Raw genomic sequence first — 14972 nt, forward strand, 5'->3', positions numbered from 1 at the left:
AATCATAGAATCTTAAGGTATTCACAGGCTCGTTCTGCGGCTAGTTTCTCGGCACTTTTCTTGTTAAAGTCGCGTCCCAATCCACACACTTCCCCACTGACCAATACTTCAATACTGAACATTTTGACCGACTCCCCTTCCGGATTTTCTATCTGTACAAAGTTGATTGCCTTGCCTTCTTGTTGGCACCATTCAATCAATCGGCTTTTGAAATTAGTTTCGGTATTTTCCAAGGTATGGATATCCACATGAGGTTTGATGATGCGTGTCAACAGGAATTCTTTCGTAAACCGATATCCTTTATCTAGATAAACAGCTCCTACCAAAGCTTCAAAAGCATCTCCCATGAGTGAACCTTGCTTGGTGGGATAATGAATCATCCGTGCATCGTACTGTATGAGGCGATCAAAACCTAGCTTACGGGACAATTGATTAAGGTTTGCTCGAGATACGATCTTAGAACGCATCTCTGTCAGAAACCCCTCATCTTTATACGGATATAGCTTAAAAAGCAATTCGGCTACGACCGAACCCAACACTGCATCGCCCAAAAACTCCAATCGTTCATTGCTATTCTTTACACCTTCCTTGATTGTAGATGCTACAGACTTGTGCCTGAATGCCATTTGATACAGTTTAATATTGCCCGGTACAAATCCGAGAATATTCTTCAACTTTTTGACATATGCTCTATTCGAAGAAAGATAAAGGTTATAGAATTTAAAAGCCATGCTCTTTTGTCACAAGAAGAAATAGGTAGTCTTTCTTCAAAACTACCTATTCCAAAGTCTTCCCTATTATGGTGCTACCCAAAACATTAGTCTTGATATTTTTTCACAATAACGGTTGCATTATGACCGCCAAAACCAAATGTATTGCTCAAAGCAGCTTTTACGACACGCTTTTGGGCTTGGTTAAATGTAAAGTTCAATCTGTTATCTATTTCCGGATCATCGGTGAAATGGTTGATTGTCGGAGGGACAATATCATTTTTAACCGTCATGATAGCTGCAATAGCTTCTATTGCCCCCGCAGCTCCCAATAGGTGTCCAGTCATTGATTTTGTAGAGCTGATATTCAGTTTATAAGCATGATCGCCGAATAGGTCGATTATTGCTTTGGTCTCACTGATATCACCTACAGGAGTAGAAGTACCATGGACATTGATGTAATCAATATCCGTAAAATTCAACCCCGCATCCTGTACCGCCATGGTCATAGCTAGCTTAGCCCCCAATCCTTCGGGATGCGAAGCCGTAATATGATGTGCATCCGCACTCATTCCTCCACCAACAACTTCTGCATAGATCTTCGCCCCCCTAGCCAAAGCATGTTCCAAGCTCTCCAACACAATAGCTCCCGACCCCTCACCTGATACAAAGCCATCACGATCTTTGTCAAAAGGTCGTGAAGCAGTTTTTGGATCATCATTTCGGGTAGAAAGCGCATGCATCGCATTGAAGCCTCCAATACCTGCCTCATTGATCGTTGCTTCTGATCCCCCTGTGATGATGATATCAGCTCTACCTGTACGAATATAGGTAAAGGCATCGATCATCGCATTGGTCGACGAAGCACAAGCCGATACAGCAGAAAAGTTAGGCCCACGCAGACCATGTCGCATCGAAATATGACCTGGTGCAATATCTACGAGCATCTTCGGGATAAAGAAAGGATTGAAACGTGGTGTTCCATCCCCCTTAGAAAAATTGGCCACTTCCTCCGTGAAAGTCGTCAACCCTCCAATACCTGACCCCCAGATTACTCCGATTCGATTTCTATCTAATTTATCAAAGTCAAGATTGGCATCTTTGATAGCCTCATCGGATGATGCTATCGCATATTGTACAAAAGGATCCACTTTACGTGCCTCCTTGCGATCCATAAAATCATGTGGATCAAACCCCTTCACTTCGCACGCAAACTGAGTTTTAAATTTTGACGCATCAAAATGCGTAATAGGAGCAGCACCACTTACACCATTGATTAGGCCGTTCCAATAATCGGTCACGGTATTTCCCAAAGGTGTAAGTGCGCCTAACCCTGTAACAACTACTCTTTTAAGCTCCATTTATGATGTTTAGCCTAATAAATCTAGTTAGTTAACGTTTTTTTCTAAGTAAGCGATAGCTTGACCAACAGTGCTGATATTTTCAGCTTGGTCATCAGGAATTGCAACGTTGAATTCTTTTTCGAACTCCATGATCAACTCAACTGTATCAAGTGAGTCTGCACCCAAATCATTCGTGAAAGAAGCTTCTGGTGTTACTTCGTTTTCGTCTACACCCAACTTTTCAACGATAATTGCTTTTACTCTTGATGCGATATCTGACATGATTTTATAATTTAATTGTTTAATAAATCTGTGCAAAGAAAAAATAAATTTCCCCAAAAACCAAACCTTTTTGATTTTTAGACGAAAAATAAAGAACACCCACGGCTTGCCCCCATATACCAAGCGTGACAAACCCTCCTCCAATTATAATAAAATTAACATATAATAACAAATTATATCAAATCATTTTTTCTTGTTTTTTGATGCCATGTCATATGGTGTACGAAAAAATATGAGCACAATCCGTACACGCATGCATTATTTAGGATAATACCAATAAAAGACACAAGAGCCACCCTACCTACTCCCCCAGTTTTCACTAAAAAGCTTCCCATATTGCATTATATCCGTGATAATCGTAAGTTTGCTTATTACCAACTGAAAATACGGAATTGAACAAAATTACCTTCAAAATTGATTTTGACTTTGACCTGGAATTGGATTTCACCCTCATAGGCATCAGTACGTCGTTGCGGGATTATCGTCTGTGCCATTTCATCAACAAACGGACAGGCTTAAACCTTGTCTTCGGGAAGGAGTCTCCCCTCGACCACAACGGTAATGTAAAGAATAAAAATCAGGACGAACTGGATTACCACATTCTACGCGAAAGAGGCAAAAACAAAAAAGAAGCCACCTACCATTACCAAATTTATCGTTATTGTAACGATATCTTCGAATACGAGTATTACCTTGTCAACAACAAAAGTATAGAAAATGCTGTTTTGATTCCCGAAGCTTCCAATTTTGACTATTTCCTACTGATAAAGCACTATATCGACAAGGAAGATATTTCTCTGCTGATGGAACAAATAAAATCCATCCCTGAGATCATATTGGTAAAAGAAATTGATCCAATTACATTGAAATCTAAAGAAAATCTAATATTTTAGCACATTATTTCGAAAGTGTACATTTTACACCATGAAATTGTCAGTTTTAAATAATTTCTCTGTTAAGTTTTTCTGAAATAGAGCCAAACATCCGACAAATGAAAAAAATTCAAAAAAGAACAAAAATAGTAGCAACTCTCGGACCAGCATCAGCCGATAAGGAAACGCTCTCCCGAATGATTGCAAAAGGTGTAGATGTATGTCGTCTTAATTTTTCGCACGGCAGTCAGGATGACCACCTCAAGGTCATAGAGACAATCAATATTATCAATGATGAATACGGTTACAATGTAGGTATCCTTGCTGACCTTCAAGGTCCCAAGATCCGTATCGGAAAGATGAAAGAGGGCGGTGCTATCCTTGTAAACGGATCAACCATCGAGATGACTACACAAGAGCTTATAGGCGACGAAAACCGCATCTATATCACGTACGAAAATTTTCCTAACGATGTAAAAGAAAACGAAATCATTCTATTGGATGATGGGAAATTACAGTTGCGTGTCCTATCGACAAACCACAAAGACTCTGTAATCTGTGAAGTAGTACACGGTGGAGTACTGACGTCTCGCAAAGGCGTAAACCTGCCCAACACAAAAGTCTCTATCCCCTCATTGACCGAAGAAGATCTGGACAACCTCAACTTTGCCCTGGATCATGGTGCGGATTGGATCGCCATGTCTTTTGTAAGGTCGGCTGAAGATATAATCCAAGGTAAACAAGTTATCGCAGCAAAAGGTAGCCATGCAAAGATCATAGCCAAGATCGAAAAACCAGAAGCTATTGACAATATTGACGCCATTATCGAAGCCACAGACGCTATCATGGTAGCACGTGGTGACCTTGGGGTCGAAATGCCTATGGAAGAAGTGCCCGGACTACAGAAAACAATCGTGCAAAAATGCCGTAACCTCTCCAAACCGGTCATCATTGCGACTCAAATGTTGGAGAGCATGATTACCACACCTCGTCCTACCCGCGCCGAAGTAAATGATGTGGCCAACTCCGTACTCGACGGCGCAGATGCTGTCATGTTGAGTGGCGAGACTTCCGTCGGTGAGTTTCCCGAAATTGTGATCGAGACCATGGCCAAAGTAATCACGCATGTAGAAGCGACATCATATCCTTATTATAGTGCCAAAGAAGACAGCTATACAGATATGAGCTTAATTCCTGACGCTATCTGCGGATCTTCAATATTCCTGGCCGAAAAAACCAAAGCTTCGGCTATAGCAGTCATGACCGCTTCTGGCTATACAGCTTTCGAAATATCCAGCTACCGTCCAGATGCCAATATCTATGTATTCACCAGCAACAAAGGCCTTTTGAGACAACTGAGCCTATTGTGGGGTGTACGAACATTCATCTACAGCAAGTATGAAAGTACAGACGGGACCATTCACGATGTCAACGAGCTGCTCAAAGAAAAACAGTTGGTAGAATCGGGACAGATTGTGATCAATACGGCTTCTACCCCACTGCATGTAAAAGGAAAAACAAATACGATACGAGTATCGGAAGTGAAATAAAAATCGTGTAGAGACGCAATGCATTGCGTCTCTACACGATAAGTAAGGTATCCCTTGTGGGTACCCTATTATCCGGGCAACCACATGGGTCACCCCTAACATCGGCCATACGTAGGGGCAAATAATGATTTGCCCGATTCATAGGGGCGAAACATCTTTCGCCCCTACCGTTGTTATTAATTTTCACGTGTCTATCAAATCCTGTCTACGCAGTATCCTGAAAGTGATCAAAAATATCCCCTGCATTTGTGTGCAAGGATAGCATCTTCCGCTCCAGTTGCTCCAACACATCAATATCGATCTGAAAATTGTCCTCATAACGGGTAGCCCGGTATATATCTTCCAATATCTGGAGCAGATAAATATCGGTGTCTCTTTCTTCATCAAAAATAGATACGTACATAGCACTGATCTCTTTGAGATAGAGATGATGGCAACGGATGGAATGTGTGATCCGTTCTTTGGCAACGAGCAGAAGCTGCAGATACCTATAGGTCAACTCCATGGCTTGATGTAGCATAAAGGAAGCCAATGGATATTTACCGTGATCCTTGAAATAGTAATATCCTTCTTTAAATTCGTCTATCTTCTGTCTCTCCCTATCATGCAAGGCCATGGTCAATTCCATACACCTCTCAAGATCAAAGTTTTTCGGCACAGGCAGAAAGTCCGAGTTTTCCTTTTGATAGATGAGTTTATGAGGTTGGCAGGAAGTAAATAAGAAAAGATTGCCCTGCCGTATTTTGTCTTTTGCCTGGAATGCGATGTAGCACAGCACCCTGTACTGTGTAAACTCCCGGATGCTGTACAATATCTTGGGCACCAATCCACCCAATGTCTTTATATATTTGTTGGATACGAGGATAATCAACTCATAGGGAGCTGTGGCACGTTCATAGCAGTTGAGATAGATACACTCGATGTTGTATCTCTGGATCAATGTATGGACTATCGATTCTGCACCGTCCGATTTTTCTGGATAGAATTGTACCATAGCATATCATATTTCGGGTTCATATTTTAGGATGTCGTTAAATACGAGCAATACCGCCACGAAATCCAATACTTCGTCGTATTGAGACCATTTGCCGACTTTGACCGCTTGGTTGCTGAGCACGTCTTCCAAGCAACACTCCAACATATTCCGCCATTCGGACAAGGTCTTTTTCTCAAACTGCCGGCGAAGGTATTTCCACGGCTTTTTTATCCGCTTGCGGATGATGCGGTAGATTGCAGTCTTCTTGTCATCGGGATATTTCCATTTGGTATTTATGTCGGTTTCTTGGGCCATTATTTCTTGATTGCAGACCCAATAACTCTCCAATACAAAAAGAAAATCATGAAAATAATAGAGCATATTGGCTGGATTGCCGTGTAGCTTCCAAAAACCGTCCTTGTAGACCACACCTCGTGCGATTTTCAAAGCTTTGGTCAGATCTTCCTTTGCCGAATATTCATACAGATGATAGATATCATGGTGATAGTCGTATAGCGTCTGGCGTGCGTTGAATTCATTTTTTTCTTTGGTCAATATTTCGATGTCTTTGGGAGACAACGTGTTAATCTGCTCGTGTTGGTCGATGATGTGCAAGGCTTGGATCAAAGAATCCATTTGCTTCAATGACTCTACCACATACGCGTCAAATTCCACAGCGTACTTGACACAGGTCGGCATCAGCCCCTCAAACAATAGGTTGAACAGGTCACTGCGCAATGCTTGAAGTGGCATACCACTGTACACATTTATCAATATCTTGTAGGCTTGTGAGATGTGGTCTATCCCCGTCACAGACTCTTTTCTGCCCTTTGTAGAGGTGTCGGTCTCGATCTGATTGTACGGTATGATTAGCTTTTCACTGAGGGCGTGGTCGGGTCGTATCTTCTCTATGAGCCAACCGGCCTCGAATAGGCGCATTAGTTTTTTGTACTTTCTGTAGACGATCAAGGGCGAATCGTATGTCAACCAATAATTCTTCCGTACTGCCAGTGCAAAGAGTTCGAACAGTTCGTCCTGCAAGTGTACAGGAGATGACCATTCCTGAAATACCTCTTCCAGAACCGCAAACGGATTTAGGATCTCGCCTGCTGTCAAGAGCGTGATATTATCGCTTTCGTATTCTACGTGGTGCATAACATTATGGATTTTGTTTCTTGGCAAATGAATACATATCTGCTCATGTACCGAACCAAATCCGCTTGTATAATACCATTTGAAGGTAGTATTCTACCGGGTGCATGACAAAAATCCGTTATCACATAGATAAGTCGTCTTTCTGTCATCCTGAACGCAGTGAAGGATCTTTACACATGAATAAGTTATGTGGTTTTAGATCCTTCGGCAAGCCTCAGGATGACATACGAGCATCTGTCGTACACCCTATTTTACCAAACAGGAATATTTTGTATCTTCACTGCTGAAATATTTATTAACTTTGGACTTATGAGTACGACCAACACAACAAACCATATCGGTAGAAAAATCAGCCGCATCCGCGAACTGCGTGGCATGAAGCAGGAAGCTTTGGCTATGGAACTTGGTGTAAGCCAACAAACGGTATCCAATATCGAGAAAAGTGCTTCTATTGAGGCAGATTTATTGGCACAGGTCGCTAACATATTAGGCGTTACTCCGGAAGCGATTGAGAATTTTAGCGAAGAGGCAGTGTTCAATATTATTAATAACACCTATAATAATACAAGTAGCGATAATTCGACTTTGATCGCTAGTTCGGTAAATTACCTGCCTACCTTTAATGCCGCTGAGAAAATTGTTGAATTATACGAGCGCCTATTAGAAGCCGAAAAATCTAAGGTGGAGTATTTGGAGAGGTTGTTGAAGGATAAGTAAGGGCATGGATGAGGACATACGACAGGATTCGCACCAGCGAGGATAGCAAAACAACCCTCAGCAATATATTAACTACAAATTAACTTTACATCTCAAACATTCCGAAGTTTTGTACCTCAAAAATTTAAAGCGTGCTAAACGCCTTATCTTACCTTTATATACAAGATCAGATTTTATTTCTTGAAAATTGACCTATATTTTTAGCAAAATTGCTTAGGCAATTTTGGAAACTCACCGAAGCAACTTTGTAAAAAGACTTCGGTGAGTTTGAAAAATGGCCGAAGTCTTTTTGAAAACGCTCTGCTCAAAAACCCAAACACTCGCAAAAAGAAATAAAAAAAAACAAATAGGTTAACAAAAGTTTCATCAAAATAAACCGAATTTATTTGTTTTACCAAACCAGGGCGTCATATGACAACATTTAGTTGCGCTCTACAGGAGCATAAATAATGTATGTCATCTAGCAAACATGAATTCATAACAATCCACAAATCCTATATATGGTCTAAGAACATGTTTAAATTTTGTAATAAGCCCCATTAGGGGCTGACTTTTGGTAATATTTATGTGTCCCTTAATAAAAGCTCCATAGGAGCGACCTTGATTTATCAATCAAAAGGCCGTCCCTCTGGGACTTCCTTAATTCCATAATGCCATTTTGGTAAAAAAGTAAAGGCAATTATATACTTTAGCAACCAACCCGTCATTTCGACGAAGAATGAGGAGAACCGAGTGAAACGAGCTCTACGAAGTAAAATCTATGGATGAATTAGATTAATTTCCCATTTGGCCATAGATTTCTCTTCGTCGTACCTCCTCATCGAAATGACGACAAAGCTTGGTTAAAGAAATATATAATCACTAAAGTAAATATTGAAATTTAAACACTACGTGAATTGCGGAGCAATCATTCATACCATTAAAAAACTAACATGAATGAATAACCATCCGTCTCTGTCCAATTTACAGATGTTTCGGCAAGCCTCAACATGACATAATACTCAGTTTTCATAAGATGTAGACAGCTTCTAAAAAAGCTGACAAGCAAGCTGTTAAATAGTGTTAAACGCATTCTAACACCCGTTTTCATTCCTATTTTTGTATAGTCCCATGAAAAAAAGAAGTATTTCATTGATTATATGGCTCATGTCTATCGCACTCCTGGGTGTAATGGCTATGCAGTACTATTTCATTCGGGAAACTTATCGGCAAAAGTCCACACTCTTCGATGAATCGGTCAATGCGTCACTAGCAAAAGTAGCTTCGATCGTAGAAAGAAACGAAGTGCTGGATCTCGTCAAAACCCAACGTAGACTCAACCGTGAAAAAAATGAAGCTGAACAGCGTAAACAAGACATGCTAGCCGAACAGCTCAAGATACAGCACAAGATACAACAGCTCCGTACACAGCAATACGACTATTACCAAAGTTTCAAAAATGAAGAGGATAAGCTTAAGGCCGCCTTCCCCAATCTCATTTACATTGAAAACTGGTTTTACGAAACATATATCCGGCGTCCACAATACAAAAGGCTGATCGAGATCGACGTCATACAAGACCTCATCCCGGGTACAACCGTGTACCAAGAGTCCGTCGTCGTCAGTGCCCGAAGAGAACTACCACGTGTCAATGCCCGAGATGATTCGGTCCGGTACATTGTGGCGGATATCGATCCTTTTATGAAAAAGGCTTCACAATATGTCGTGGCCACGCTCCCTCCACAGGCCAATGCACAGATCGCCTTCGAGCTCAAAGAATTGGAAGATCGATTGGCCAGGCTCAACAAAGAATTCCTAGCCAACAATGCGGCGACCATCTTCGACACATTGGCCGTGACAGGAGGAAAAAGATCGACTGTCCTAGAAGAAGCCATGTTTGGAATAGAGTTGGCCAACAAGCCCCTTAGAGATCGTATCAACATCAATATGGTACACGCTTTATTGAAAGAGGAGCTAAAGGCCAGGGATATACAAGCCCCATTCAATATCGAGATTCGTGACAGCCAAAAACTCATCTATCACACGAGCAACATTGCTTCCCTCAACACGCATGAACAGCCGACACGCTACACCACGGCCTTATTTAAAGGGGATGTAAATGCGCCCACAGGACGCTTATCTATCTATTTCCCCAACAAAAAGGCCGTCATATTCGACACCATGAGCTATTTGATCTTACCTACGCTGGCTCTATTGGCTCTGTTGATCGGTAGTTTTGCTTATACCCTGTCCATTATTTTCAGACAAAAGAAAATTTCGGAGATGAAGACTGACTTCATCAACAACATGACACACGAGTTCAAGACTCCGGTAGCGACCATTATGATCGCAAGCGAATCCCTACGTGATCCGGAAATCGCATCCAATGAAAACCGGGTCAACAAGTTGGCAAACATTATTTACGATGAGAATGTGAGGCTTGGATCACATATCGAACGTGTGCTCAACATTGCCCGGCTGGAAAAAGAAAACTTAAAAATCGAGCGTACCAATGTACATATCAACCCTCTGGTAGAAGGCGTATTGGACAGCATGCAGCTCCAATTGCAAAAAGCCAACGGCATATTGCACCACGACCTTGCCGCCACACACGATCTGGTGGTAGGTGATGAGTTGCATCTTTCCAACGTATTCTTTAACTTAGTGGACAATGCTATAAAATACAGTCCAAGCTGCCCCGAGATTACCGTAAAAACATACAATAACAAAGGCAATATCATGATATCTGTAGCCGATAAAGGCTTGGGAATGACCAAAGACCAGCAAGAAAAAATCTTTGATCAGTTTTATAGGATCCCTACCGGAAATATCCACAATGTCAAAGGCTTTGGATTGGGGTTGAGCTATGTCAATGATATCGTCAAACGGCTGGACGGAAAAATCCAAGTCAAGAGTGAAAAAGATAAAGGAACGGTTTTTGAGATTATCCTACCTTTAAAGAACAAAAACGACAACTAAAAAATGAGTTCTGATCATGCAAAAAATATTACTCGCAGAAGATGATCCTAATCTTGGAGAACTACTGAAAGACTATCTGGAATTGAAGGGCAAATATGAGGTCGTACTCTGTCAAGATGGCGACCAGGCCTTGGAACAATTTCGCAAAAACCGCTTTGACCTCTGTATTCTGGACGTCATGATGCCCAAAAAAGATGGTTTTTCCCTAGGCAAGGATATCCGTAAGATGGATGATACCGTACCCATTATTTTTGCCACGGCCAAGGGCATGATGGAAGATAAGACACAGGCCTTTGAATTGGGTGGAGATGACTATATCACAAAGCCCTTCCGCGTGGAGGAACTGTTACTACGTATACAAGCCCTCCTAAAACGGGTGTCCAAAGAAAAAGAAGAAGAGATAGCCGATAAATTTGAAATAGGCAATTACTTCTTCGATTATACCAGTCAGATCATCACCTACAAAGGGCAGCAACAAAAGCTATCCACCAAAGAAGCCGAATTGCTCCGTCTGTTGTGCCTGAAAAAGAACGATGTCCTGACACGTGAAGAAGCTTTGATAAAAATATGGCATGATGACAACTATTTCACGGGACGTAGCATGGATGTATTTCTCAGCAAACTCCGCAAATACCTCAAAGAAGACTCCAGTGTCGAGATCGTGAATGTACATGGCAAAGGATACAAATTATTGGTAAGTTAAAGAGGCTAGATAGCCTCTTTAACTTTATTTAATAAATTCAAACTTCTCAATGATCATCTCCTGTTCTTTGGCGTCCGAAGGAATTCGTCCACGGAACAACCATAAATTCATTCTTAAGCGTTCGGTTCCTCTATGTGGCGGAATATCATTCCCTTGATACGTCCATTCATGGATAAGATTGGTTTCATCTGCGGTGGCCCCATGTCCCTGCCTACTAAAAAACTCGATTATGTCCGGCTGCCAATTGAAGGCATGCGTAGACTGTTCTGTCAACAGGTTTAGCTCATAGCGCTCCTTATTGCCGGCACGGTCTGCCGGTTGCACGGCAAACTGAGAGTCTTTATTGTCCGGATCTGACCATCTTGAAAATTCAATGTCGATTTCTTCCTCATCGTTCAGATAAGTGAACAGACCGCCCACGACATGCTGATCCAATCTGCTGACATCACTGGATACATAAAACACGTATTTACCATAGCCAAGCGACTGCCTCAGAATGACACCTGAACAATACCAAAGACCTCCTTTCTGCACGATCTTCAAGTGTAACCGCCCATCACCATCGACCCAAACATTGTCCTCCGAATTCGAAAAATAATTTGGTCCCGGCCCCACTTGGGTATCGTCGGATGTACGGACAATCCAATCGTAGCCCGAAAATTTGATTATCCGTTCGGTCGGTTCCGGCAATGCCTCATCCGGCTCTACAGGGGAAGAACAAGAGTACAACACTATGGTTACACTAAAGAATATCTTGAAACTATTTAACAGAAATTGCATACTCCATTATTGAATATTAATCTTTACCTCTATATCTTCTATCACTGCACCTGTCCTGTCTCTGACAGATAATGCAATGCTATCCTGCCCGCTGCTCTCGCCATCGTGGATATACATCAGACTCAGCGACTGTATATCTACCTGTGTGAACTGTCCACCCTGCCCCAGTATATCCGCACCGCGGATGAGCCAACCTTTGGATGGAGCCGCTGCTATGGTATAGATGATATCCCCAGGATCTGCCCCCGAAACTTTCAACAGCTCACTATCTATGACAAAGGAGCCTCCATTGGAAACCGAGGCCTCTTCGTTGGTTTCTAGCACCAACGTATTCTGATTGGTAGCCAATGTCGCAATGATCATAGGTGGCTCCAGCGTCGCATGCTCTTTGGAAGCCAGATCGTCCGTCCCATTGGGCCAGGCGTCGGCATCCACCATAAAAGAAACCCGTCCACCCGGGGCTTCGTCTTTGTAAAAATCGGTTATATCAAAGTTTAATGCAGATGCGCCGCTTATGCTCGGTGCTATTGAAACAGGCTGTCCATTGGGAGCAGGAGCACTGTTGAAGGTGATCGTGGACTCCGTCCAATTGTTGTCCGGCACTTCGTACAGTGACAGATTATACCCACCACGTGCAAATGAAACCGCAAACTTCATCCTCACATCAATCACAATTCCTGGCTTATCAAGACCATCGAAGTCGAACATCAGAAACGCCCTCCTGTCGTATGTACCGGTGCCGCTTCCCGCCAACCGCTTCGGCCTAAGCAGATTCAACGAACCATAATTCGTATTGCTTAGATCTTCGTCACCCGGTGTATGACCCGCCACAAACGAATCATGCAAAGGGTATATCGTGTCTCTCACGAGCGTAGGATCCTCACTGTCGTCAATAGCCGGAGCAGAAAAATAGACAATAAAATCGACTGCATGTATCACTCCGTTTGTCGGTTCTAAATTGGAAGTACGAATTTCCCATTGTCGTGACGTACCTTGATTGATCAAGCCTACATAATTGTTGTTGCGTGAGAGAAACATGGTCTGTCCGTTTTCGGTCTCATAAGGAAGCGGACGATCACGGACGATAGCCGGATCCGTGAAAATAACATGATCCTTAACAATATGGTACCGCAACATGTTGCGAAGAATAGGGATAGGTATATCTTCTATCGAAGCATAACTACTGCTTTGTAGATATGTATTGAAGGCTATATTATTGGGTACTATAAAGGTTTTGTCCTCGTTTTGATACAGGTTTTGGAGTCCTGTACGTATTATCGCCCGTTCCAATTGGTCAAAATCATTGTTGGACTGGATAAATTCCCATGCCGTGACACCCAATTTTCCATTCACGCCAGAAGGTTCATACTTGAAATTCTCCTGTATCTCACAACTCGTCACCAAAAGTAGCATGGCCGCACAAGTTGTTAAAAATCGGTTTAAAATTCTTTTCGTTTGCATAATAAATATCTTTATGATCAATGCCTTTACATCAAATTATCTGTAAAATTCATTTTGGTCCAGGTTGGGGTTACGGTTGACCGCATCCTCATGTATGGGCCATACGATATTGCGTGGGTCGCTCAATTGGTTGATTGGGTTCATCACTTCAATCGCCTTATCCGTTCGGACCAGATCAAACCAACGATGTCCTTCAAAGCAAAGCTCTATCAATCTTTCGTGCATGATCGCATCAGCGACAGTGCTATATAGATCCTCTGCATCATTTTCATCCAACGAAGGAAGACCAGCACGATTTCGAATACTGTTCAACAACGGTAACGCAAGATCATTTTGATGTAGACGAGCGTGTGCCTCTGCCTTCAGCAACATAATATCGGACAACCTCACCAAAATAATATTGTTTTGCGAAGGGTCCGGACTTTCATCATTGAAACCTTCACCAAAAAACTTCCATATCTTTCGGGGTGGAGTCTGTGTATTATCCCATATCTTTGGTTTTCGCAAATCCCCATCCTCGAAAGAATTCATAAACTTCTGACTTGGAAAATAATCTGCGTCATTGCCCAACGCATAGAGTATCCGCATCGAATTGGTCTGGGTCTCATCATAGCCCACTTCAAATACACTTTCACTACTCAAGCCTGCTGAGAACATATTGTTCCAATTGCTGATCGTAACCAAAGAATACAAGGGATTGTCCATCACCCGTTCAGCAGCCAAAATCGCCTTGTCATATTGCTTGCGCCACATATATACCTGTGTCAAGAGACCATCGGCACCACCTTTGGTGATCAATACCCTATCCCGCTCGCCTCCGTAACTGGGTGCACAGAATTGCGAAGCGTACAAGAGATCGTCTACAATCTGGTCAAGGATAGTTTCTCGGTTCGTAACAGGCAAAAACAGTTCCTGCCGCCCACTTTCATACGGTTCCAAGGTAAAAGGCACATCTCCCCATACTCTGACCAAATAAAAATAGGCTATAGCCCGCAAGGCTCTTGACTGCCCGATCAATTGGTTCCTTAGCGCACTATTGTCATCCTCAAAAACTTCGGGAATATATTTTATGGCATAATTGGCCCGGCTGATCACCATGTACAGATTGGTCCAATTGGATGATGGTATGACCGGTGACAATAGATTACGGCTCAATGCATGGGGATCTCCCGAATGGTTGGTCTCAACGGCATCTGCTCTCCCTTCTCCCCAATAGGCAAAATTGATCCGGAAGGTGGATTGCATGCCGTTGTATATACCATAGACACCTGCCTGTGCATCACTCACCGTCTTGTAAAACCCCTGGGCCGAAAAACTGCTGATCGGTTCCTTATCCAGAAAAGAACAGGAGGCCAACAAAAGGACAAACATCAAGGTTGTCAATTTTATCGTTATATTTTTCATCTGTATAATTATTTATAAGCGTTAGATCTCAACGGTATAAATGAGCTCGTTACACTCCGTT

General features: G+C 42.3%; 13 protein-coding genes. 5 read left to right on the forward strand and 8 right to left on the reverse strand.

What is annotated here, in order from left to right; genetic code table 11:
• Positions 1 to 2: 2 nt before the first annotated feature.
• The 3 genes from rnc to G5B00_RS06730 form a co-directional block, all read right to left on the reverse strand.
• Positions 3 to 731 carry a ribonuclease III gene (gene rnc, locus G5B00_RS06720; RefSeq protein ID WP_163872508.1) on the reverse strand — a complete coding sequence of 243 codons (729 nt, stop codon included), beginning with the start codon at positions 729 to 731 and terminating at the stop codon, positions 3 to 5.
• A gap of 86 nt (positions 732 to 817) precedes the next feature.
• Positions 818 to 2071, reverse strand: a complete 1254-nt coding sequence (gene fabF / locus G5B00_RS06725; protein WP_163872509.1) for a beta-ketoacyl-ACP synthase II — start codon at positions 2069 to 2071, stop codon at positions 818 to 820.
• 27 nt (positions 2072 to 2098) lie between these two features.
• Positions 2099 to 2335 carry an acyl carrier protein gene (locus tag G5B00_RS06730; protein WP_079643602.1) on the reverse strand — a complete coding sequence of 79 codons (237 nt, stop codon included), beginning with the start codon at positions 2333 to 2335 and terminating at the stop codon, positions 2099 to 2101.
• Positions 2336 to 2727: 392 nt separating this feature from the next.
• Between G5B00_RS06730 and G5B00_RS06735 the strand changes: the two genes are divergently transcribed.
• Both G5B00_RS06735 and pyk read left to right on the forward strand, forming a co-directional pair.
• Positions 2728 to 3228: an IPExxxVDY family protein gene (locus G5B00_RS06735; protein WP_163872510.1), complete on the forward strand. Its 501-nt coding sequence runs from the start codon at positions 2728 to 2730 to the stop codon at positions 3226 to 3228.
• 98 nt (positions 3229 to 3326) lie between these two features.
• A complete protein-coding gene (gene pyk, locus G5B00_RS06740) occupies positions 3327 to 4757 on the forward strand; it encodes a pyruvate kinase (protein ID WP_163872511.1) in 1431 nt (476 codons plus the stop codon).
• 205 nt (positions 4758 to 4962) lie between these two features.
• Here pyk and G5B00_RS06745 read toward each other — a convergent pair whose 3' ends face one another.
• Positions 4963 to 5751, reverse strand: coding sequence for a HEPN domain-containing protein (locus G5B00_RS06745; protein ID WP_163872512.1), 789 nt, complete (start codon positions 5749 to 5751; stop codon positions 4963 to 4965).
• A 6-nt stretch (positions 5752 to 5757) separates the two neighbouring features.
• A complete protein-coding gene (locus G5B00_RS06750) occupies positions 5758 to 6888 on the reverse strand; it encodes a hypothetical protein (protein WP_163872513.1) in 1131 nt (376 codons plus the stop codon).
• A 309-nt stretch (positions 6889 to 7197) separates the two neighbouring features.
• On the opposite strand from G5B00_RS06750, the gene G5B00_RS06755 reads away from it, so the two are divergent.
• The 3 genes from G5B00_RS06755 (at position 7198) to G5B00_RS06765 (ending at position 11266) form a co-directional block, all read left to right on the forward strand.
• The gene (locus G5B00_RS06755) at positions 7198 to 7605 is read left to right on the forward strand and encodes a helix-turn-helix domain-containing protein (RefSeq protein WP_163872514.1); all 408 of its coding nucleotides are present in this window, start codon (positions 7198 to 7200) and stop codon (positions 7603 to 7605) included.
• Between the two features lie 1110 nt (positions 7606 to 8715).
• Complete coding sequence (locus G5B00_RS06760; protein WP_163872515.1) at positions 8716 to 10563, forward strand: sensor histidine kinase; 1848 nt, start codon at positions 8716 to 8718, stop codon at positions 10561 to 10563.
• Between the two features lie 16 nt (positions 10564 to 10579).
• Positions 10580 to 11266, forward strand: coding sequence for a response regulator transcription factor (locus G5B00_RS06765; RefSeq protein ID WP_163872516.1), 687 nt, complete (start codon positions 10580 to 10582; stop codon positions 11264 to 11266).
• A 24-nt stretch (positions 11267 to 11290) separates the two neighbouring features.
• Here G5B00_RS06765 and G5B00_RS18005 read toward each other — a convergent pair whose 3' ends face one another.
• From G5B00_RS18005 to G5B00_RS06775, 3 genes are read right to left on the reverse strand one after another with little or no spacing between them, the layout of a single operon-like run.
• A complete protein-coding gene (locus tag G5B00_RS18005) occupies positions 11291 to 12046 on the reverse strand; it encodes a glycoside hydrolase family 16 protein (protein WP_205966336.1) in 756 nt (251 codons plus the stop codon).
• 6 nt (positions 12047 to 12052) lie between these two features.
• A complete protein-coding gene (locus G5B00_RS18010; protein ID WP_205966337.1) occupies positions 12053 to 13507 on the reverse strand; it encodes a DNRLRE domain-containing protein in 1455 nt (484 codons plus the stop codon).
• A 36-nt stretch (positions 13508 to 13543) separates the two neighbouring features.
• Positions 13544 to 14911: a RagB/SusD family nutrient uptake outer membrane protein gene (locus tag G5B00_RS06775; RefSeq protein WP_163872517.1), complete on the reverse strand. Its 1368-nt coding sequence runs from the start codon at positions 14909 to 14911 to the stop codon at positions 13544 to 13546.
• Positions 14912 to 14972 lie beyond the last annotated feature (61 nt).

Origin of the sequence: Parapedobacter sp. SGR-10, assembly GCF_011030405.1 — a bacterium.
GTDB lineage: Bacteria > Bacteroidota > Bacteroidia > Sphingobacteriales > Sphingobacteriaceae > Sphingobacterium.

What these genes read in the sequence shown, in the direction of transcription:
- G5B00_RS18005 (WP_205966336.1), bottom strand. Translation starts at nt 12,046, where the DNA reads ATGCAATTTCTGTTAAATAGTTTCAAGATATTCTTTAGTGTAACCATA.
- G5B00_RS06750 (WP_163872513.1), bottom strand. Translation starts at nt 6,888, where the DNA reads ATGCACCACGTAGAATACGAAAGCGATAATATCACGCTCTTGACAGCA.
- fabF (WP_163872509.1), bottom strand. Translation starts at nt 2,071, where the DNA reads ATGGAGCTTAAAAGAGTAGTTGTTACAGGGTTAGGCGCACTTACACCT.
- rnc (WP_163872508.1), bottom strand. Translation starts at nt 731, where the DNA reads ATGGCTTTTAAATTCTATAACCTTTATCTTTCTTCGAATAGAGCATAT.
- G5B00_RS18010 (WP_205966337.1), bottom strand. Translation starts at nt 13,507, where the DNA reads ATGCAAACGAAAAGAATTTTAAACCGATTTTTAACAACTTGTGCGGCC.
- G5B00_RS06765 (WP_163872516.1), top strand. Translation starts at nt 10,580, where the DNA reads ATGCAAAAAATATTACTCGCAGAAGATGATCCTAATCTTGGAGAACTA.
- G5B00_RS06760 (WP_163872515.1), top strand. Translation starts at nt 8,716, where the DNA reads ATGAAAAAAAGAAGTATTTCATTGATTATATGGCTCATGTCTATCGCA.
- G5B00_RS06745 (WP_163872512.1), bottom strand. Translation starts at nt 5,751, where the DNA reads ATGGTACAATTCTATCCAGAAAAATCGGACGGTGCAGAATCGATAGTC.
- pyk (WP_163872511.1), top strand. Translation starts at nt 3,327, where the DNA reads ATGAAAAAAATTCAAAAAAGAACAAAAATAGTAGCAACTCTCGGACCA.
- G5B00_RS06730 (WP_079643602.1), bottom strand. Translation starts at nt 2,335, where the DNA reads ATGTCAGATATCGCATCAAGAGTAAAAGCAATTATCGTTGAAAAGTTG.
- G5B00_RS06775 (WP_163872517.1), bottom strand. Translation starts at nt 14,911, where the DNA reads ATGAAAAATATAACGATAAAATTGACAACCTTGATGTTTGTCCTTTTG.
- G5B00_RS06755 (WP_163872514.1), top strand. Translation starts at nt 7,198, where the DNA reads ATGAGTACGACCAACACAACAAACCATATCGGTAGAAAAATCAGCCGC.